Below are 19,677 nucleotides of genomic sequence, written 5' to 3' on the forward strand. Positions count from 1 at the left end.
GGTGAGCGGTGCGGTGAAGGAAGGCGCGGACCAGCCCCCCGGCGTGGCGCTCGACGCCGTACTGGAGCGCATCACCTACGCCAACGAGGAGACCGGCTACACGATCGCCCGGGTGGCCACCGAACGCACCGGCTCCGACCTGCTGACCGTGGTCGGGCCGCTGCTCGGCGCCCAGGTCGGCGAGTCGCTGCGGCTGACCGGCCGCTGGACCTCCCACCCCCGCTACGGCCGCCAGTTCGAGGTGTGGTCCTACACCACCGTGCTGCCCGCCACCGTGCAGGGCATCCGCCGCTACCTCGGCTCCGGCCTCATCAAGGGCATCGGCCCCAAGATGGCCGAGCGGATCGTCGACCACTTCGGCACCGACACCCTCGAGGTGATCGAGAAGGCCCCCGAACGGCTGGCCGAGGTGCCCGGGCTCGGCCCCAAACGGACCAGGATGATCGCCGCCGCCTGGGACGAACAGAAGATCATCAAAGAGGTGATGATCTTCCTGCAGGGCGTCGGCGTGTCCACCTCCATCGCCGTGCGCATCTTCAAGCAGTACGGCGAGGCGTCCGTCTCCGTCGTCCGCACCACCCCCTACAAGCTCGCCGACGACGTGTGGGGCATCGGTTTCAAGACCGCCGACACCATCGCCCAGGCCGTCGGCATCCCCCACGACAGCCCCGAACGCGTCAAGGCGGGCCTGCGCTACACCCTGTCCCAGGCCGCCGACGACGGCCACTGCTACCTGCCCGCCCCCAACCTCGTCGGCGACGCCGTCAAGATCCTCGACGTGCCCGCCGAACTCGTCGCCACCTGCCTGGAAGACCTCATCGCCGAAGAAGGCGTCGTCCGCGAGGACATCCCGGCCGGCGACAACACCGTCCCCGCCGTCTACCTGCTGCCCTTCCACCGCGCCGAACTCTCCCTGGCCGCCGGCCTGCTGACGCTGCTGCGCAACGGCCACGACCGGCTCAAGACCTTCGCCGACGTCGACTGGGAACGCGCCGAGACCTGGCTGCGCGGCCAGACCGGCGCCGACCTCGCCCCCGAACAACGCCAGGCCGTCCGCCTCGCCCTCACCCAGAAGGTCGCCGTCCTCACCGGCGGCCCCGGCTGCGGCAAGAGCTTCACCGTCCGCTCCATCGTCACCCTCGCCCGCGCCAAACGCGCCCGCGTCACCCTCGCCGCACCCACCGGCCGCGCCGCCAAACGCCTGGCCGAACTCACCGGCCACGAAGCCACCACCGTCCACCGCCTGCTCCAGCTACGACCCGGCGGCGAGGCCACCTACGACCGCGACAACCCCCTCGACGCCGACCTCGTCGTCGTCGACGAAGCCTCCATGCTCGACCTGCTCCTGGCCAACAAACTCGTCAAAGCCGTAGCCCCCGGCGCCCACCTGCTGTTCGTCGGCGACGTCGACCAGCTTCCCTCCGTCGGCGCCGGTGAAGTGCTCAAGGACCTGCTCGCCGCCGACGACATCCCCCGCGTACGGCTGACCCAGATCTTCCGCCAGGCACAGGAATCCGGCGTCGTGGTCAACGCCCACCGCGTCAACACCGGCCGCCATCCCGCCTTCGAGGGCATGAACGACTTCTTCCTGTTCCCCTGCGAGGAACCCGAGGACATCGCCCGCCTCACCGTCGACGTGGTCGCCCGCCGCATCCCCCGAAAGTTCGGCCTCGACCCGCGCCGCGACGTCCAGGTGCTGGCCCCCATGCACCGCGGCGCCGCCGGCGCCGGCGCCCTCAACACCGCCCTGCAGGAAGCGCTCACCCCCGCCCGCGACGGAATGCCCGAACGCCGCTACGGCGGCCGCGTCTTCCGCATCGGCGACAAAGTCACCCAACTGCGCAACAACTACGACAAGGGCGCCGCCGGAGTGTTCAACGGCACCGTCGGCATCGTCACCGACATCCGCCCCGACGAACACAAGCTCACCGTCCTGACCGACGAGGACGAACACGTCGACTACGCCTTCGACGAACTCGACGAGCTGGCCCACGCCTACGCCGTCTCCATCCACCGCTCCCAGGGCAGCGAATACCCCGCCGTCGTCGTCCCCCTGGCCACCAGCGCCTGGATGATGCTGCAGCGCAACCTCCTCTACACCGCCATCACCCGCGCCAAACGACTCGTCGTCATCGTCGGCTCCCGCCGCGCCCTCGCCCAGGCCGTACGCACCAAGGGAGCCGGCCGCCGCCACACCGGCCTCACCCACCGCCTGTCCCCACGCTGACCAGCCCCCTTTACCACCCCTTGACGTCACTTGACCTGCGATTGACCGCGATAAGTGATGTAAACGTGACCGAACTCTCCCAAATGAATCCGCGTCATACATGTAGGAGCATTAAGGTTTTTTGGGAGCACTTTGCTGCCCCGGGGGAGAGGACTGTCTTGAACATCGCGTCACGTTGGAGCAAACCCACAGCGGGAATCGCGCTGCTGGCCGCGGCCACCCTCACGGCCGCCTGCTCGGGCGGCAACCCCGTCACGGGCGGCTCCGGCACGCCCGACGCCACCACCTCCGCCACCCCACAGGCACCCACCATCGCCATCACCCCCGCCGAGGGCAGCACCAAGGTCAGCCCCGACAAGAAGATCGTCGTCACCGCCTCCGGAGGCACCCTCGACGAAGTCACCGTCGACGGCGGCGACGAAGAGGTCACCGGCACCTACAACGCCGACAAGACCCGATGGATCTCAAAGGGCACCCTCAAACCCTCCACCGCCTACAAGGTCACCGCCAAGTCCGGCGTCACCACCACCGCAGGCGAGTTCACCACCCTCAAACCCGAACGCGAACTCAAGGTCGCCGACGTCACCCCCAACATCAAGGGCGAGAAGATCGGCGTCGGCGCCCCCATCATCGTCACCTTCAACCAGCCCGTCACCGAAAAGGCCGCCGTCGAACGCACCCTCCAGGTCGAAGCCGAAAAGCCCGTCCAAGGCGCCTGGCGCTGGATCAACGACACCGTCATCATCTACCGCACCGCCAAGTACTGGCCCGCCCACCAGAAGGTCAAGCTCACCGCCGACCTCGCCGGCGTCAAAGCCGGCAAGGGCACCTACGGCGTCGAGGACTACGACACCACCCTCACCATCGGCGCCAAGGTCATCAGCAAGGTCGACGTCAACAAGAAGATGATGTGGGTCTACAAGGACGGCAAGCGCGTCCAGACCATGCGCATCAGCGCCGGCATGGCCACCACCCGCGAATACACCACCACCTCCGGCGTCCACCTCACCATGGAACGCGGCAACCCCGTCCGCATGATCTCCCCAGGCCGCAAAAAGGGCGACCCCGGCTACTACGACGTGATGATCAACCACGCCGTCCGCATCTCCAACTCCGGCGAATACGTCCACGCCAAGGACAACGTCTGGGCCCAAGGCGTACGCAACGTCAGCCACGGCTGCGTCAACGCCCGCCCCGACCAGGCCAAATGGTTCCACGACACCATGCAGCGCGGCGACGTCGTCGACATCACCGGCACCAACCGCGAACTCGAATGGAACAACGGCTGGGGCTTCTGGCAGATGTCCTTCACCCAGTGGAAGAAGGGCAGCGCCGTCAAGGAGCCGTGAACCGGCCCCACCCCTCCTGGCGCGCCCCCCCACCTGTAGGGGGGCAGACCAAGTACGGGAGAAAGCGACAGTCGTCCACGCCCACCTCGGCGTCCACGGCGCCTACACCTTCGCCATGCCCGACCTCGCGCCCGGCGCCATCCGCGACCTGCGCGACCCGAATGCCGCCGAGGACGACGACGAGATCTGACCGGCGTGGTGGAACAGGGGGTGGCACCGTGGGGAGCCATGAAGGAGACACCGGATTCGGCCGCAGTGACCTACGAGGACCTGCTGTGCCAGACCCGCCGGATCCACCAAGAGCTGGAGCGGTACCACGGGATAACCCGGCGGCAACTTCACGAGGAGTGGAAGACCGTCGAAGCCGCGACCTACGTCGCTGAGCCCACCGGCGCAGCCTGACAGAATCGTGACCCATGATCGACGATTTCGCGAAAGACAACCTGCACGGGAGACTGCGGCGGGACCGCAAGGCGCTGCTCTGGAAACTCGACGGCTTGTCCGAATACGACGCCCGCCGACCTTTGACAGCGACCGGGACCAACCTCCTCGGCCTGGTCAAACACGTGGCCAGCGTCGAGGCCAGGTACTTCGGCGAGGTCTTCGACCGCCCTTCCCCGGAACCGCTGCCCCGGTGGCAGGACTCCGACGGCAGCGATCTGTGGGCGACCGAGGACGAGACCCGCGATCAGATCATCGGGTTCTATCGGCGCACGTGGGAACACTCGGACGCGACGATCAGCGAGCTTCCCCTCGACACCCCCGGCCACGTGCCGTGGTGGCCGGAGCCTTATCCCAACACGAACCTGTTCGCCGTCATGGTCCATGTCCTCGGCGAGTCCAACCGGCATGCCGGGCACGCCGATATCCTGCGCGAGGGCCTCGACGGCCGGACCGGGGTACGCCCCGAATACGAGAAGCAGATCGACGAGGAAGCCCGTGCAGCCTACTGCGCGAAGATCGAACTGGCCGCCAGGGCGGCCGCACCCATCAAGGCCTAACCACAATCGCGCCACCGTGGCCCCCACCAAGGGCGGAGCCACGGTTCACCTCCGCCCCCCACCAGCAAGATCACTTCAACACCGAAGGTCGAAGCGCTGCGACGCCACGGCTGGACGGACTCCGCTCCCTGACAACCCCGTCCGTAGCCGGAGTCTTCATTCGTGAGGGAGCAGGTAACGCCACGAGCGACCCAGACCTGCGGGTGCTGCCTGAGCAGATGCGCCCGCTGGTCGCCGCGGCGCTGAGGTCGGCGGAGTCATCGAGGGCGGCCAGCGCGGCGCGACGCCCCGGCCACCGGCCGATGCCGGCTCGGCGGCCCCGCCCTGCTCGAGCCGGGCACCCCGGGCCGGCGCTCGGCAACAGGCTCCTATCCGGCAGATCAAGGATTTCGTCCGGCTCCATCTCGCTCGACAGGATGACGACGCCATCCTTACTCATCCGGATGTTCCTCGGCCGCAGACGGTGCCCCCACCGTTTGCTTTCTGGTACCCCCGGGGGTATAAAGTGGCATGCAGATGAGTGAAGCGATGGTCGGCGACGCGGTGACGCGCCTGCGCCAGGCTCGCGGTCAGCTCGCCGGCGTGATCGCGATGATCGAGGCGGGCGAGGACTGCACCAAGGTGCTGACCCAGCTGGCCGCGGTCTCCAAGGCGATCGATCGGGCCGGGTTCAAGCTGGTCGCCAGCGGTCTACGGCACTGTAACGCCGCGCAAGAGCGGGATGAGGAGGCTCCGATGAGCGTGGCGGAGCTGGAGAAGCTGTTCCTGGCCCTCGCTTAGGCGGACTTTCCGGGAAGGGGCCGCCTTCGCAGACCTTGCACATACCCCGGGGGGTATATATGTGTCGGGGTGCTCGACTCCGCTCGACTGCCTGGTGGGGCGCATCGGTGAGGTGCCGCGAGACCGTTTCGTCACGCGTATGCCTGCACGTCGGGAACCACAGTCGGACCTGTGCGGCGATTGTGTGCCGCGCCGTCGCCGCGGTGTACCCGATGGTCGGCGGGGCCTCATGCTTGGAGGCGTGGTCAGGTGGCGAACGGTTCCCGTCCCCTTTTTTGCTCCGACGATACCCCCGGGGGTATAAGGAAGAGGTGTTCTCTTGGAGCTCGATGACCAGATCTACCGGCTGATCCACCAGGGCAAGGGGGTGCTCGTCGACCCGCAGCGTGACATCCACCGGTTCCTGCGGGCGGCGGCCGAGCCGGCCCGACCTGCTCGGCATGGCCCGGGCCCGCACCCTGGCCTGCTGACCGAAGGCATCCCCACCGAGCTCGACCGAGATTCCACCCAGCGAAACGAGAAGAAGGCCATGAACACCGACTCCCGCACCATCGACACCGCCACGGCCCGAGCGCTGATCGCCTCCAATCCGGACGCGCTGGTCGTCGATGTCCGGACCCCCGCCGAGTTCGAGACCGCGCACATCAGCGGGGCGATCAACCTGCCGCTCGACCAGGTCGACACCCACCTGCGGCAGATCGTCACCGACGCCGGCGGGCGGATGCTGCTGATCTGCCAGTCCGGCGGCCGGGCCACGCAGGCGCACAAGAAGCTCTGCGACGCGGGACTGCCCGACGCGGTCATCCTCGCCGGCGGGATGAACGCCTGGATCGCCTCCGGTGCCCCGGTGGTGCGCGGCAGGCAGCGGTGGAGCCTGGAGCGTCAGGTCCGCGTGGTCGCCGGCGGGATCGTGCTGGCGTCCATCGTCGCCGATCTGTGGCTTCCCGGAGCGCGCTTTGTCGGCGCATTCGTCGGAGCTGGTTTGGTCTTCGCCGGGCTGACCGACACCTGCGCGATGGGCATGTTGCTCGCCCGCCTGCCGTACAACCGCGGCGCGGGCGCCGACGTGGACGCCGCGCTCGCCTGCATCCGCCGCCCCGGACGCAATGCGGCCTGACGGAGTCGAGACGACGACATGAGCGCTCTCACCCTGGCCGCCGCCGTCGCTGTCGGCCTGACCCTGGGCCTGTTCGGTGGCGGAGGATCGATCCTCACCGTCCCCCTGCTCGTCTACCTCGCGGACGTCCCCGCCAAGTCCGCGATCGCCATGTCACTGTTCGTCGTCGGCGTGACCAGCATGGTCAGTGCCGTCGGCCACGCGCGCGCCGGTCGTATCAGGTGGAAGACCGGCCTGGTCTTCGGCCTGGCCGGAATGTCCGGAGCCTACGGCGGCGGCCTGATCGGGCCGCACCTGCCCACGGCGGTGCTGCTGACGGGGTTCGCGCTGATGATGCTGGCCACCGCCGTGGCGATGATCCGCGGTCGACGGACTCCCGAGCACGCGCCGGTCCACAAGGACCTGCCGATCCTCCACGTCATCGGTGAAGGCGTCATCGTCGGCCTGGTCACGGGACTGGTCGGCGCCGGTGGAGGCTTCCTGGTCGTCCCCGCGCTGGTGCTGCTCGGCGGCATGCCGATGAGCACGGCCGTCGCCACCTCGCTGGTGGTGATCGCGATGAAGTCGTTCGCCGGGCTGGCCGGCTACCTGCAGACCATCCCGGTCGACTGGTCGATCGCCCTGTCCGTCACGGCCGCGGCGGTCGTCGGCGGTCTGGCCGGCGGGTGGCTCGCCGGGCACATCGACGCCGACCGCCTCCGCAAGGGCTTCGGCTGGTTCGTCCTCGTGATGGGCGGCTTCGTGCTCATCCAGCAGGTCCCGCCTTCGCTGTTGCCCACCACGGAGGGCGTGGCCGCGCTGGTCGCCGGTGGTCTGGCTTCCTTGGCGGGGGTCACCTACCTGCTCGTGCGCAGGCGACACAGCCGGAGCGCAACGGCCTCGCGCACCGATCAACTGAACCGCACCTGACGGCATCGGCCGAGAGCCGAGAAAGGAATAGCCATGCTGAGCGAACTGACCAAGGAGAACTGGAGCGAGACGGTCACCTCTGAGGGCATCGTCGTCGTGGACTTCTGGGCGGCCTGGTGCGGTCCGTGTCGCCGGTTCGCCCCAGTCTTCGAGAGGGTGTCCGCCCGCAATCCCGACATCGTCTTCGGCAAGGTCGACACGCAGGCCCAGCCGGAGCTCGCGGCGGCGTTCCGCATCACCTCTGTCCCCACCCTGATGGCGATCCGTGACGGGGTCATCGTCTTCTCCCAGCCAGGGGCGCTGCCCGAAGCCGCGCTGGAGGACCTCCTCGGCCAGGTCAGGACGCTCGACATGGCGGAGATCCGCCGCCATGTGCAGGCACAGCCCGCACGGCGCTGAACGAGACGGACGGATCCGAGACGGTCGAGATCCGAGACGGACGGATCCGACCGGCGGGGCTTTCGGCCCTGGCCGCGCCGGCCGTCGCCGAGATACCTCAGGAACAGGAGGTAGTGATGACACTTCACGAGCAGCAGGTACAACCAGGCACCGGCGATCGCATCGAGGTTCGGCACGCCGGAGGGGACGCCTACACCGTGGAGGTGCGCGGGCACGCCCTCCTCACCGACCAGCCCAGTGGCAGCGGCGGCACCGACCGGGGAGCCACCCCGACGGAACTGTTCGTCGCCTCGCTGGCCTCCTGCGTCGCGTTCTACGCCGGGCGGTTCCTGGAGCGGCACGCCGTGCCGCGCCGAGAGCTGCGCGTCACCGCAGAGTTCGACATGGCGACCGACCGGCCCGCCAGGGTCGCCGCCGTACGCCTGCGCGTGGCTGTGCCCGAAGCGCTGCCGGAGGCACGCCGGGCCGCGCTGCGGGCAGTCGTCGAGCACTGCACCGTGCACAACTCCCTGCGCCGGCCGCCGGCGGTCGAGGTCGAGATCGCCTGATCCCGGTCGCTACTCCACCCGGAGTGCCGCCGCCCTACGAGCCCAACCACGCCCTCTACATACCCCGTGGGGTATACCGAATGGGAAGGAAGCACATGTTCTTCGCGCAGTACTACCTGGACTGCCTCTCGCAGGCGTCATACATGATCGGAGATCGGTCGACAGGCCGGGCGGTGGTGGTGGACCCCCGACGCGACGTGACCGAATACCTCGCCGACGCCGAAGCACACGGGCTGCGGATCGACGGGGTGATCAACACCCACTTCCACGCCGATTTCCTCGCCGGTCACCTGGAGCTGGCCGCGCGCACCGGCGCGTGGATCGGCTACGGCCCCGTCGCCGAGGCCGAGTACCCCATCCGCAGGCTCGCCGACGGCGAACGGGTCGAACTTGGCGACGTCGTGCTGGAGATCATGGAGACACCCGGCCACACACCGGAGTCGATCAGCGTCCTGGTCTACGAACACGCCGGCGACGCGGTGCCCTACGGCGTGCTGACCGGCGACGCGCTGTTCATCGGCGACGTGGGCCGGCCCGACCTGCTCGCCTCACTCGGCATGACCTCCGAACAGCTCGGGCGGATGCTGTACGACAGCGTGCAGCACAAGCTCATGGGCCTGCCGGACGAGGTGCGGGTGTTCCCCGCCCACGGCGCCGGCTCCGCCTGCGGCAAGAACCTGTCCACCGAACGGGCCTCGACGATCGGCATGCAGCGGCTGACCAACTATGCGTGCCGGCCGATGAGCGAGGAGGAGTTCCTGTCCATCGTGACCGAGGGACAGCCGGCCGCGCCCGGCTACTTCGCCTTCGACGCCGTGCTGAACCGCAAGAACCACGAGCTGCTGGATGTGGCCGCGCATGCCCGGCCGCTGACGGTCGAGGAGTTCCTCGCCCGGCGAGCCGCCGGCGCGGTGGTGCTCGATGCCCGCGACCCCCAGGAGTTCGCCCTGGCCCACCTGCGCGGCTCCATCAGCGTGCCCGCGGACGGTCGCTTCGCGGAACGGTCCGGAACGGTCGTCGAACCCGGCAGCGAGATCGTCGTCATCGCCCCGCAGGACCGTGAAATCGAGGTCGTCACCCGGCTTGCCCGGATCGGCTTCGACACGGTCACCGGCTACCTGCGCGAACCGGAGGTCGCCTTCCTCGCCACGCCCGACGAGATCGCCCACTCCACCCGCCTGACCACCGCCGAGTTGCACGAGGCGCTCCGATCCCAGCGGCCCCCGTTCCTGCTCGATGTCCGCAACGCGAGCGAGGTCGCGGACGGCGCCGTCGAGGGCGCGGTCAACATTCCCCTCGCCCAGCTCCCGGCGCGGCTGGCCGAGATCCCGGATGGCGGTCTCGTCGTCTACTGCGCCGGCGGCGCCCGTTCCGCCATCGCGGTCAGCCTGCTGGAGCACAAGGGATGCGATCAGGTGAGCGACCTCATCGGTGGATACGCCGCCTGGCGGACCGCCTTCACCCCCGCACAGGCATGAGAGACAGGAAAGGAGGAGTCCGATGACATCGGAAGAGACGACCAGGCTGCCGCTGATCGGCGACCGGGCTCCGGAGTTCGTGGCCGACAGCACGCACGGGCCGGTCCGGCTCGCCGACTACGCCGGGCGGTGGCTGCTGCTGTTCAGCCATCCGGCCGATTTCACACCGGTCTGCACCACCGAGTTCGTCGCCTTCGCCGAGCTCGCCCACGAGTTCGCCGCCCGGGACGTCGCCCTGCTCGGAAACTCGGTCGACTCCGTGCACAGCCACCTGGCCTGGACCCGGGCGATCGAGGACAAGCTCGGGGTGACGATCCCGTTTCCGATCATCGCCGACCTCGATACGCGGGTGTCGCGCGCGTACGGCATGCTCCACCCCAACACCTCGGCGACGGCCGCCGTCCGCGCGGTCTTCGTCATCGACCCCGCGTCGATCGTCCGCGCGATCCTCTACTACCCGATGAACGCCGGCCGGATGATCCCCGAAATCCTCCGGCTCGTGGACGCGCTGCAGACCTCCGACCGCGACGGCGTCTCCTGTCCCGCCAACTGGCGGCCCGGCGATGACGTGCTGCTGGGAGCGCCGCGCACCCAGGCCGAGTTGGAGAACAGACTGGCCGACGGCACGGTCAAACTGACCGACTGGTATCTCGCCAGCCTCCCCGGCCGCGCGGTGTGACGCACCGGGTGACGCACCGGGTGACGCAACGGGGCATCACGCTGCGGCCGCGGCGTGCCGTGGCGCGGTGCCCCGATCTCTCGCCCCTGACGGCGGCCGACCCTGAACCCTACCCACCGCAAGGAGACTCCCTCCATGTCATCTCCGCTACCCTTCTCCCACCCGCCCGGAAGCGCCGAACGGGGAAGCACCGGCAGGAGGGTGCTCATCGTCGGCGGCGGCACCGCCGGCATCACCGTAGCCGCTCGCCTGCGCCGTGCCGGCGTCACTCAGGTGACGGTGCTGGAGCCCTCCGCCACCCACTGGTACCAGCCTCTGTGGACCCTGGTCGGTGGTGGCCGGGCACGGCTCGAGAGCACCCGGCGGCCGGAGGCGCGTGTCATGCCGGAGGGAGTGAACTGGGTCCGCGACGCCGCCATCGGCGTCGATCCCGGCACGCGGACCGTCATCACCGCCGCCGGGCGGGAGATCGGCTACGACTTTCTCGTGATGGCACCCGGGATCCAGCTGAACTGGCAGGGCGTACCCGGGATGGCCGAGACGGTCGGCCGTGACGGGGTGTCCAGCAACTACGCCCCGGAGCACGCCCCCCATACCTGGGACCTCATCCGGGAGCTGCGGTCGGGCACTGCGGTCTTCACCCAGCCGACCGGGCCGTTCAAGTGTGGTGGAGCACCTCAGAAGATCGCCTACCTGGCCGCCGACCACTGGCGGAGGCAGGGCCGGCTCAGCGACATCCGCATCGTCCTCGTGATCCCCGACCCGGCGATCTTCAAGGCGCCGACCTGGGTGCCCCTGCTGGAACGCGTGGCCGGCCGGTACGGCATCGAGGTGCTCCTGCAGTCGGAGATGACCGCGATCGACGGCGCGCGGCGGCAGCTGACCATCCAGGACAACGCGGCTGGTGAGAAGCAGGTCCTCTCGTACGACCTGCTGCACACCGTGCCTCCCCAGAGCGCCCCTGACTGGGTCAAGGCCTCCCCGCTCGCCGATCCCGCCAGCCCGTTCGGATATGTGGAGGCCGACAGGCGCACCCTCATCCACCCGCGTCATCCCAACGTCTTCGCTCTCGGGGACGCGGCCAACCTGCCGACGTCCAAGACCGGCGCCGCGATCCGCAAACAGGCGGCCGTTCTCGTGGCGAACCTCCTGGCCGCGATGGACGGACGGCCTCCCGTGAGCGCCTACGACGGGTACACCTCCTGTCCGCTCGTCACCGCCCGGGATCGGATGCTGCTCGCCGAATTCGACTACGACCTGCGGCCCACTCCCACCGTCCCTGTGATCGACACGCTCAAGGAGCGGTGGGACATGTGGCTGCTCAAACGCTATGGTCTGCCTGCGCTCTACTGGCACGGCATGCTCAAGGGCCGGATGTGACGCCGCAGGTGAGAAATCGTCTGCTTCAACGGGCTCTTGAACCCTTGGTTCGTTTACGCCGCAGATGAGGCGGACCGCGGCCCGCCTCACACCGAGTCGCCCTCGACCACCGAAGTGAGCAGCGGCCGCTTGGCGGTGCGGGCGTCGCCTGATGAGTGCCGTCCGGAAATCCGGCCTGGGGGTTGGCTGGATGGGTGATGAGTCGACTGCCAATCTGAACGGAGCTGGCGCTGATGCCGGCTGTGCATCGTCACGGCAGCCGAACACGAGGCAAGCGCCTGGATAAGTCGGTCAACGTCATACTCGGATTCCTGGGCGGTCAGGGTTTCCACGTGGGTGGACTGGGAAAGTCCCGACACCCGATGCTGCGGTACTGGTCGCGAGCGGGGATATGGGCCATGTGTTGCAAGATGGCCCGTTGACGGCATTAGCGGTGACTTCGCGCCCTCAGCCAACCAGGCACCCTGGCCCAAGCTGGAGAAGGTCCTGAAGAAACGCGCCATCGACTGGGACCTCATCGCCCGCAACTACGATCAAATGATCAAATACGCGACCGCACTCCGGCTACGCACCAACGAAACCGAACAGTTGCTGCGCCGATTTATTGAAGGGCAGCGGCGGCCCCAAGCAGCCCGTCTACCTCGCCCTGGAAGAACTCGGCCGCGTCGTGCGCACCATCTTCGCCTGCGACTACCTCGCCGACGAAAGCCTCCACCGAGAGATCAACAGCGACCTGCAGGTCGTCGAGAACTGGAACGGCGCCAATGACAAGATCTTCTGCGGGCGCGAAGGAGCCATCGCCGGAGCCGACCGCGAACACGCGGAAGTCACGATGCTCGCCCTCCACCTGCTCCAGTCCTCGCTGGTGTTCATCAACACCCAGCTCCTACAAGCCGTCCTACGAGATTCGGCCTGGGTGGCCAAGCTCACCGACGAAGACCGGCGCGCCCTATCGCCGCTGTTCTGGGCCCACGTCAACCCCTACGGCCGGTTCCGCCTCGACCTGGACAGCCGTCTCGACCTCGGGGTCAGCGCGTAACGATTGCCAGGGAGCTCGGAGCGGTCCTGCCAAGGCGCGTGGAAGGGTGGTGATGTTGTTGACCTTCCCCTTGGGTGAAGCCCCAGCATCGTTGACACCGGTCGTCGTGGCCGGGACGAGGAGGAGTGGTGCGGGAGCTGCTGACGATCGGAGCGTTCGCTCGGGCAGCTCGGCTGTCGCCGAAGGCCCTTCGGCTCTACGACGAACTTGGGCTCCTGCTGCCGGCCGCCGTGGATGGCGATTCGGGATACCGGTTCTACGATCCGGAGCAGTTGGAGCGAGCCCGGTTGATCGCCTGGCTGCGTCGTTTAGGCATGCCCTTGACCCGTATCCGGCATGTGTGTGATCTACCTGCGGAGACAGCGGCCGAGGAGATCGCCGGCTACTGGGAGCAGTGCCTGGCCGAGACCGCCGCTCGCGGCCGGTTGGCAACCTTCCTCGTCGACTACCTGACGGGAAGAGGCAGCTCTGTGGACGATTCCGCGACCATGCTCGGGATCCGTTACGTCGCCCGCTCGGAGTCAGGACTGGTGCGGACGAGCAACGAGGACACCGCCTATGCGGGCCCCCGCTTGCTGGCGGTGGCCGACGGCATCCGTGGTGAAGCCGGAGACCTCGCGAGCGCGAGCGCCATCGAGGCGCTCAAACCGCTGCAGGCTCTCGCCATGCCCGCCGAAGATCTCCTCGGCGCGCTGGCTGACGCGGTCGACGATGCCGACGCGGAGATCGGGACGATCGCCGCAGCATCATCGGATGGCGAGGCCGTCACCACCCTGACCGCTATGCTGTGGGCCGGCTCCCATCTGGCGCTAGTGCACATCGGCGACACCCGCGCCTACCGCCTGCGAGACGGTGAGCTCTCCCAGATCACCCTTGACCACACCTTCGTCCAGTCCCTGATCGACGAAGGACGACTGACCCCCGATGAAGCGGCCTCACACCCGCAGCGCTCACTGCTGGTGCGAGCACTGACCGGCACAGGCGGGACGCATCCGGACCTGTCACTTCACCAGGCCGCTGCCGGTGACCGCTACCTCTTGTGCTCCGACGGGTTGTCGGCCGTCGTCTCGGCCGCGTCCCTGCAGCAGGTGCTGACCGAGGAGGACGGCCCGCAGCAGGCACTCGACGAATTGATCGCGCAAGCGTACGCCGCAGGTGCTCCCGACAACATCGCCTGTGTCGTCGCCGACGTCGTACCGCTGGACGCCGCGTATGCCGTCCGGAATGTTTCCAGCCGATGATGCGCACCTCTAGGCTCAAGGCAGGGCGCGGCTTCATCATCGATCGTCGGCCACTGGGGGTCGATGCATTCCGGCGGTTGTGGGTGGCGTCAGTGGTGTGCGCGGTGGGCGGGTCGTTCAGCCTGGCCGCGATCCCGACGCAGTTGTTCACCATGACCGGTTCATCGGCGGCCGTGGGTGCCTCGGCCGTCGTGTCGTTCGTCGCGCTGATGGTGTCGGCTCTGTGGGCAGGCGCTCTCGCTGACGTCAGAGACCGGCGAACGATACTCCTGGCCGCGCACTGCGGCCTAGCGTTGACCTACGCGGCCCTGTGGACTCAGTCTGTGCTGGACGCCCGATCCGTCCCGATCCTGATGATGCTGGTGGCTTGCCAGGGACTGACCTTCGGATCGATCATGACGACGATGGGTGCCGTGGTGCCTCGCCTCGTCCCGGTCGAACTGCTCCCAGCGGCCAACAGCCTCAGCTCGCTGGTCCGCTACGCCGGGTCGATTGTGGGCCCCGTGCTCGCCGGCCTTCTGATCCCGCTCGTCGGGCTCGGCACCCTGTACCTGTTCGACGCGCTCGCGCTGCTGGCCGTCGTGTGGGCTGTCGCCGAGTTGCCCCGCTTGGAGTCGGCCCGAGCATCGAACGTTCCGGCCGAACCGCACCGCGGGGATCATCGGACGATCGCTCAGATCTTGGCTGGGTTCCGGTACCTGGCCGCCAGCCGACTGCTCGTGGCAGTGCTGGCGGTCGACCTCTCGGCGATGGTCTTCGGCATGCCGATCGCACTTTACCCCGAAGTGGCCCAGCGCACCTACGGTGGCCCGGCTGGCGGCGGTCCGGCACTGGGACTGCTCTACGCCGCCTACCCGGCCGGGGTGTTCGCGGTCGGTCTCCTATCGGGCACCTTCACCCGCGCCCGCCGCCATGGCGCTCTCATGGCGGCAGCCGCTGCCGCATGGGGCATCACTGTGGTCGTACTCGGCTTGGCGGCACAGTTGTGGATCGCGCTGATCGCACTCGTCCTCGGCGGAGCCGCGAACTTCGTGCTCAGCACCTTCCGCAACGCCATCTCCCAAGCTCTTACCGACGACGCCATGCGCGGCCGGATCCAAGGATCGCTCACCGTTGTCCTCATCGGTGGACCGCAGCTCGCGAACTTGCTGCACGGGACCACTGCGTCGCTCCTCGGGCCCCGAACAGTGATTTGCATCGGAGGTCTACTGACTACCATGGCCGTCGCCGCGATCGCATGGCGAGTTCCCGAGCTGTGTTCCTACACGATGTCCAGCCCCGAACCACGTCGTGAACCAGACCGCTCAGCGTGATCCGCGTTGACCTCGCTCCAGCTTGGAACGCCATCGGTGTTCTTATGGGACCCCCTAACGAAACACCATCCAGCCGACACGGACCTGCAGATCAGGGTGTTCCGTATAGATGTTCCGCGAACCGTTCCGGCGAAGCCCCCTCTCCGGAACACTTGAGCGCGTGAATGGGGCCCGGGTCGGCTACGCGCGCTGCTCCACCGACGAACAAGACGTCTGGAACGACCCGTTCGGCCGTCTGTTCCTCCAGAGCCTCGCGATGGTCGCCGAGTTCGAAGCGAACATCGGGCACCAGCGCACCCGCGAAGGGATGGCCCTCGCGAAGAAGAACGGCAAGCTCAAGGGCAAGCAGTCCAAACTGCCCGAACCCGCCCGCCGTTCTATCCGCCGCCGCTACGCCGAAGGCGAGGTCTCCCTCGCCGACCTGGCCACTGAGTACAGCGTCGGACGCTCCACCATCCACCACATCATCCATGGAGCCTCAGAAAACCCCGGGTAGAAGCGGGATCACTGCCTACTCTGCCCCTCGCCGTAGCTATAGGAGTTCCGGGCCGTCTTCGCGGACGAGGGGCAGGACCCATGGAAGCACGCGTGATGCAGCAGCACGGCGCCCTCCGGGTGCCGGGCGACGGACTCGATGCCGGCGTTCGGTAGCATCACGCCGCGCACCCGCTGTTCGGGGTCCCGGCGCTGCATGTGGGGCAACAACTTCCCGATCGAGAAGCTCTGGACCGACCTGCGTACGCTGCTCTCCACTTGGCAGAACGTGCCCGCCGGCCGATCGGCCGAGGAGATCGCGGACGTCTTCGGCGCGACGGCCAACCGGGTCTACCGACTCTGTTGATCCAGAGGGGCTCCTGCCCCGATGCTTGTGCACATGGGGCGTCGTGGGACGGTTTCGCCGGTCACGCTGGCGGCTGCAGGCGTCGCGCTGAGCCTGGTGGGCAACATGGCAACCGGCACCGTCAAAGTGGACGCGTGGTGGTGGGAGCCGCTCACCTGGGGCCTGACCGGCCTGTTCGGCCTGGTCGTCGTGACCGGCGCACTTGGCGCGAGGAAGGTCGCCCAGGTCACGCCGGTGGAGCCCGCGCTCGCCAAGCTCAGACAGATGGTGAACGACCAATGGCGCAACGAGGCCACCCGGGTGCTGGGGCTGGGGCTGGACCCGATGCCCGTACGGTGGAACCTGCGCGACGAGGCGCGCTTCATCGACGGCCCGCGCATCGGAGGGAAGATCACCTGGTCGGGATCGGGTGACCAGATCGAGGGGCTGGCCGACCGGTTCCGCACGTCAGGCCGCCGCCTGGTCGTGCTGGGCGGCCCCGGCGCCGGCAAGACGACGCTGGCGATCCAGCTCGTCCGCGAGTTGCTGAAGAGCCCGGACGGCTCGGTGCCGGTGCTGCTGACGATAAACGGCTGGGATGTCAAGGAGTATCCGTACTTCGAGGATTGGCTGGTCGACCGGCTGGAGCAGACCTATCCGGCGCTGCCCGCGTACGGCACCGACATGGCGCGACGGCTCTTCCGCGACGGCAAGATCGTGCCGGTCCTCGACGGGCTGGACGAGATGCCGGCCGCCTCGTTACCTGGGGCGCTGGCCGAGCTGAACCAGGCGCTACCCGCGGAAACCCAGCTCGTCCTCACCAGCCGCACCGCCGAGTACACCGCCGCCGCGCAGGCGCTGGGCCGGGCCGCCGTGGTCGAGGCGGAGCCCATGTCGGCCGCTGCCGCCGCCGACTACCTGGACGGCATCCTCGTACGGACTCGTCCGCATCCCGGCTGGGAACGTCTGCTCGGCCGGCTGCGCGACGACGAGCCGACGCCGCTCTCCGAGACCGTGTCCAGTCCCTTGGGGCTGTGGCTGCTGCGCACCGTCTACGGGCCGGCCGTCGATCCGTCCCGGCTGCTCGACCCTGCCCGTTTCGCCACCGCGGCCGAGGTGCGCGCCCACCTGTTCGACCGGCTCGTCCCGGCGCTCATCGAGGCCCGGCCTCCCGCACAGAAAGACGAGGCCGACCTGTTCCGGCCCAGCCGCCTCTACCGGCACGAACAGGTCACCCAATGGCTCAGCTACCTGGCCACGTTGCTCGACCGCACCCCCGTCGAGGCCGAGGCCGTATCTCTGGGCGGCAAGAGCATTGGGGTCAGGGACTTCGCCTGGTGGCGGCTCGCGGCCTTGACCATGCGCCGGCCGCCCCCGGGGCCGGAGGTCATGATCTTGGTGCTGGTGGCGAGCGTTGCATGGGGAGGGGTACTCGCCACACTGGCGTTGGACGCCTTCTCCTGGTGGTTCCTGCTCGGCGGCCTAGGAATCATCACCATGTATCGGGAAAGGTCCGGCAACACGTATTGGGTGCGTGACCGGCCCGGCTACGCCGACCTGCGGATCGGGCGGCGGATCTTCTCACTGCTCAACAAGCTGCTGTCCAGCTTTTCGGTCGCGAGCGGGATAGCGCTCGGGTCCGGGCTGCTGGGCGGCGTCGTGCAGGCGGTGGTCAATCTCGTCACGGGCGACACGCTCACAGACGCGCTGGTGTGGGTATTCGTCGGGCCGATGGTGTTCGGACCGGGGATGCTGCTCGTCTTCATGACGGACGCGGTGGCCGAGTGGGCCGAGATTCCGGTAATGGACGGGCAGGCCAGCACGCCGCTCACGAGCTGGCGCGCGGATCGCAGGCTCAACCTCGTACGGCTGCTCGCCGGAGGGGTGCTCGGCGCGATCATCGGTGGGATCCTGATCTGGGCGACGGGCGGATCCGCGGGCGAGACAGCAGTCGCGGCCCTGGTCGCGGCCATGGCCGGCATGACGTACGGGCTCGTGTCAGGGCAGCACCACGCCTGGCCGGTCTACGAGCTGGCTGCCTTCCGCCTGGCACGGCGGGGGCGGTTGCCGCGGCGGTTGATGGCGTTCCTGGACGACGCGCACCGCCTCGGGTTGTTGCGCGCGGTCGGGCCGCTCTACCAGTTCCGGCACGCCGAGTTCCATGACCATCTCGCAGGGCGTGTGACGCCGGTTACCGCCGCCCGGCAGGCCATCGCGCCCCGGCCGCCCGTGCCCCGTCGCGCCGGTCGGGTAGTCACCCCTGTGCCGTTGCGTACGATCGTGACCCCTCAGAAGGTCCGCAGCCTCGCGTTCGGCCCGGACGGCACCCGCCTGGCCTGGACCGGCGAGGGCACGACCACGCTGACGGACCTGACCGGCAGCCCCGAGCGCGTCTTTCGACACAGCAGCCGCCTGATCGCCCGCCTGCTGGACACAGGACCGATGGCGGCGATCAGTCCCGACGGCCGGCTGATCGCCTTCACCGGGGAACGCCTGAACCTCAGGGACTTCGACGCCGTCACCGGCAAGATCTGGATCGCCGACCTCGCCACCGGCGCCGAGCTCGTGGAGCTCAGCAACGATGGCGGCGTACAGGCGATGGCCTTCAGCCCTGACAGCGCCCGCCTGGCCGTCAGCGACACCGAGGCCCCCACCACTCGGATTTGGGACGTGACGGACGGCACCGAACTCCTGCGCATCGCGCATCTCGCCGGCCCTCCCGGCCTCGCCTTCAGTCCCGACGGAACCCGCCTGGCCACCGCCTCCTCCAGCTTCTGGGGACGCGACCGGACGTGGGAGGCGGAGATCTGGGACTCGGTGACCGGCGTAGCGCTTCTGCGGCTGCACGCATCGGATACCGAACGGTTTTCGGGGACGCGTGACGTGGCGTTCAGCCCTGACGGCACCCTGCTCGCCACCACGGGCTCCCACGTCACCTGCATCTGGGACGCCGGATCCGGCGCGGCCCTCGTCACGCTGACCGAGGAGGCCCGGCGCGTTGCGTTCAGCCCTGATGGCACCCTGCTGGCCGCCGCCGGTTACGGCTCCGACGTCCGGCTCTGGGACGTCGGGGACGGCACGGCGGTATGGGAGATCCTGCGGGTCCCGCACGGCCAGTGGTCCACCGCGGCGGCTTTCAGTCCCGACGGGTCCCTGTTCGCCACCGTCACAGAAAACAAGATCATCCAGTTGTGGGAGCTGTCGGATTGACCTGTCCGACCTTGTGCCACTTATTTCGGCATCAGTCCTACTCCCTGAGCCGCAGGTTTGTGCTGGACGCAGCCGACCAGAGAGACCAGAACGATCGAAGTCCTTGGCTTACACCGCAGACGACCTGGCACACAATCATGACCGTCAGCCGGGGTAGCCGATCGGCCGCTACCCGGCGATCGGCGTC

18 protein-coding genes and 1 pseudogene are annotated in these 19,677 nt (G+C 68.5%); all 19 read left to right on the top strand.

Going from position 1 to position 19,677, the window contains the following annotated elements:
- Positions 1 to 13 precede the first annotated feature (13 nt).
- Positions 14 to 2,227: an SF1B family DNA helicase RecD2 gene (gene recD2 / locus FHU36_RS19770; protein WP_185085431.1), complete on the top strand. Its 2,214-nt coding sequence runs from the start codon at positions 14 to 16 to the stop codon at positions 2,225 to 2,227.
- Positions 2,228 to 2,385: 158 nt separating this feature from the next.
- Complete coding sequence (locus tag FHU36_RS19775; protein ID WP_246502507.1) at positions 2,386 to 3,576, top strand: L,D-transpeptidase; 1,191 nt, start codon at positions 2,386 to 2,388, stop codon at positions 3,574 to 3,576.
- Between the two features lie 228 nt (positions 3,577 to 3,804).
- The gene (locus FHU36_RS19780) at positions 3,805 to 3,978 is read left to right on the top strand and encodes a hypothetical protein (protein ID WP_185085432.1); all 174 of its coding nucleotides are present in this window, start codon (positions 3,805 to 3,807) and stop codon (positions 3,976 to 3,978) included.
- 14 nt (positions 3,979 to 3,992) lie between these two features.
- Positions 3,993 to 4,577 (top strand): DinB family protein, encoded by a 585-nt coding sequence (locus FHU36_RS19785; RefSeq protein WP_185085433.1) that lies wholly within the window; start codon positions 3,993 to 3,995, stop codon positions 4,575 to 4,577.
- A gap of 516 nt (positions 4,578 to 5,093) precedes the next feature.
- On the top strand, positions 5,094 to 5,357 hold the full coding sequence (locus tag FHU36_RS19790) for a metal-sensitive transcriptional regulator (protein WP_376774148.1): 264 nt from the start codon (positions 5,094 to 5,096) through the stop codon (positions 5,355 to 5,357).
- Between the two features lie 529 nt (positions 5,358 to 5,886).
- Complete coding sequence (locus FHU36_RS19795; protein ID WP_185087465.1) at positions 5,887 to 6,474, top strand: rhodanese-like domain-containing protein; 588 nt, start codon at positions 5,887 to 5,889, stop codon at positions 6,472 to 6,474.
- A gap of 18 nt (positions 6,475 to 6,492) precedes the next feature.
- Positions 6,493 to 7,383: a sulfite exporter TauE/SafE family protein gene (locus FHU36_RS19800; RefSeq protein ID WP_185085435.1), complete on the top strand. Its 891-nt coding sequence runs from the start codon at positions 6,493 to 6,495 to the stop codon at positions 7,381 to 7,383.
- A gap of 33 nt (positions 7,384 to 7,416) precedes the next feature.
- Positions 7,417 to 7,782, top strand: a complete 366-nt coding sequence (gene trxA / locus FHU36_RS19805; protein WP_221496462.1) for a thioredoxin — start codon at positions 7,417 to 7,419, stop codon at positions 7,780 to 7,782.
- 116 nt (positions 7,783 to 7,898) lie between these two features.
- Positions 7,899 to 8,330: an OsmC family protein gene (locus FHU36_RS19810; RefSeq protein WP_185085436.1), complete on the top strand. Its 432-nt coding sequence runs from the start codon at positions 7,899 to 7,901 to the stop codon at positions 8,328 to 8,330.
- Positions 8,331 to 8,425: 95 nt separating this feature from the next.
- Positions 8,426 to 9,808, top strand: coding sequence for an MBL fold metallo-hydrolase (locus tag FHU36_RS19815; protein WP_185085437.1), 1,383 nt, complete (start codon positions 8,426 to 8,428; stop codon positions 9,806 to 9,808).
- A gap of 22 nt (positions 9,809 to 9,830) precedes the next feature.
- Positions 9,831 to 10,487, top strand: a complete 657-nt coding sequence (locus FHU36_RS19820; protein WP_185085438.1) for a peroxiredoxin — start codon at positions 9,831 to 9,833, stop codon at positions 10,485 to 10,487.
- Positions 10,488 to 10,622: 135 nt separating this feature from the next.
- The gene (locus FHU36_RS19825; RefSeq protein WP_185085439.1) at positions 10,623 to 11,867 is read left to right on the top strand and encodes an NAD(P)/FAD-dependent oxidoreductase; all 1,245 of its coding nucleotides are present in this window, start codon (positions 10,623 to 10,625) and stop codon (positions 11,865 to 11,867) included.
- 336 nt (positions 11,868 to 12,203) lie between these two features.
- Positions 12,204 to 12,419 (top strand): annotated as a pseudogene (locus FHU36_RS46425) (hypothetical protein); the annotation flags it as partial.
- Between the two features lie 52 nt (positions 12,420 to 12,471).
- Positions 12,472 to 12,906, top strand: a complete 435-nt coding sequence (locus FHU36_RS19830) for a Tn3 family transposase (protein ID WP_281394314.1) — start codon at positions 12,472 to 12,474, stop codon at positions 12,904 to 12,906.
- Positions 12,907 to 13,034: 128 nt separating this feature from the next.
- Positions 13,035 to 14,147 carry a MerR family transcriptional regulator gene (locus tag FHU36_RS19835; protein WP_312891703.1) on the top strand — a complete coding sequence of 371 codons (1,113 nt, stop codon included), beginning with the start codon at positions 13,035 to 13,037 and terminating at the stop codon, positions 14,145 to 14,147.
- The gene (locus FHU36_RS19840) at positions 14,144 to 15,460 is read left to right on the top strand and encodes an MFS transporter (RefSeq protein ID WP_221496463.1); all 1,317 of its coding nucleotides are present in this window, start codon (positions 14,144 to 14,146) and stop codon (positions 15,458 to 15,460) included. Before FHU36_RS19835 ends, FHU36_RS19840 begins: the two co-directional genes overlap by 4 nt.
- A gap of 109 nt (positions 15,461 to 15,569) precedes the next feature.
- Entirely contained in the window at positions 15,570 to 15,956 is a 387-nt protein-coding gene (locus tag FHU36_RS19845; protein ID WP_246502508.1) for a recombinase family protein, read from the top strand.
- Between the two features lie 138 nt (positions 15,957 to 16,094).
- The gene (locus FHU36_RS19850) at positions 16,095 to 16,301 is read left to right on the top strand and encodes a hypothetical protein (RefSeq protein WP_185085442.1); all 207 of its coding nucleotides are present in this window, start codon (positions 16,095 to 16,097) and stop codon (positions 16,299 to 16,301) included.
- Between the two features lie 33 nt (positions 16,302 to 16,334).
- Positions 16,335 to 19,490 carry an NACHT and WD40 repeat domain-containing protein gene (locus tag FHU36_RS19855; RefSeq protein WP_185085443.1) on the top strand — a complete coding sequence of 1,052 codons (3,156 nt, stop codon included), beginning with the start codon at positions 16,335 to 16,337 and terminating at the stop codon, positions 19,488 to 19,490.
- The last annotated feature ends 187 nt before the right edge of the window (positions 19,491 to 19,677 follow it).

The organism is Nonomuraea muscovyensis (assembly GCF_014207745.1).
GTDB lineage: Bacteria > Actinomycetota > Actinomycetes > Streptosporangiales > Streptosporangiaceae > Nonomuraea > Nonomuraea muscovyensis.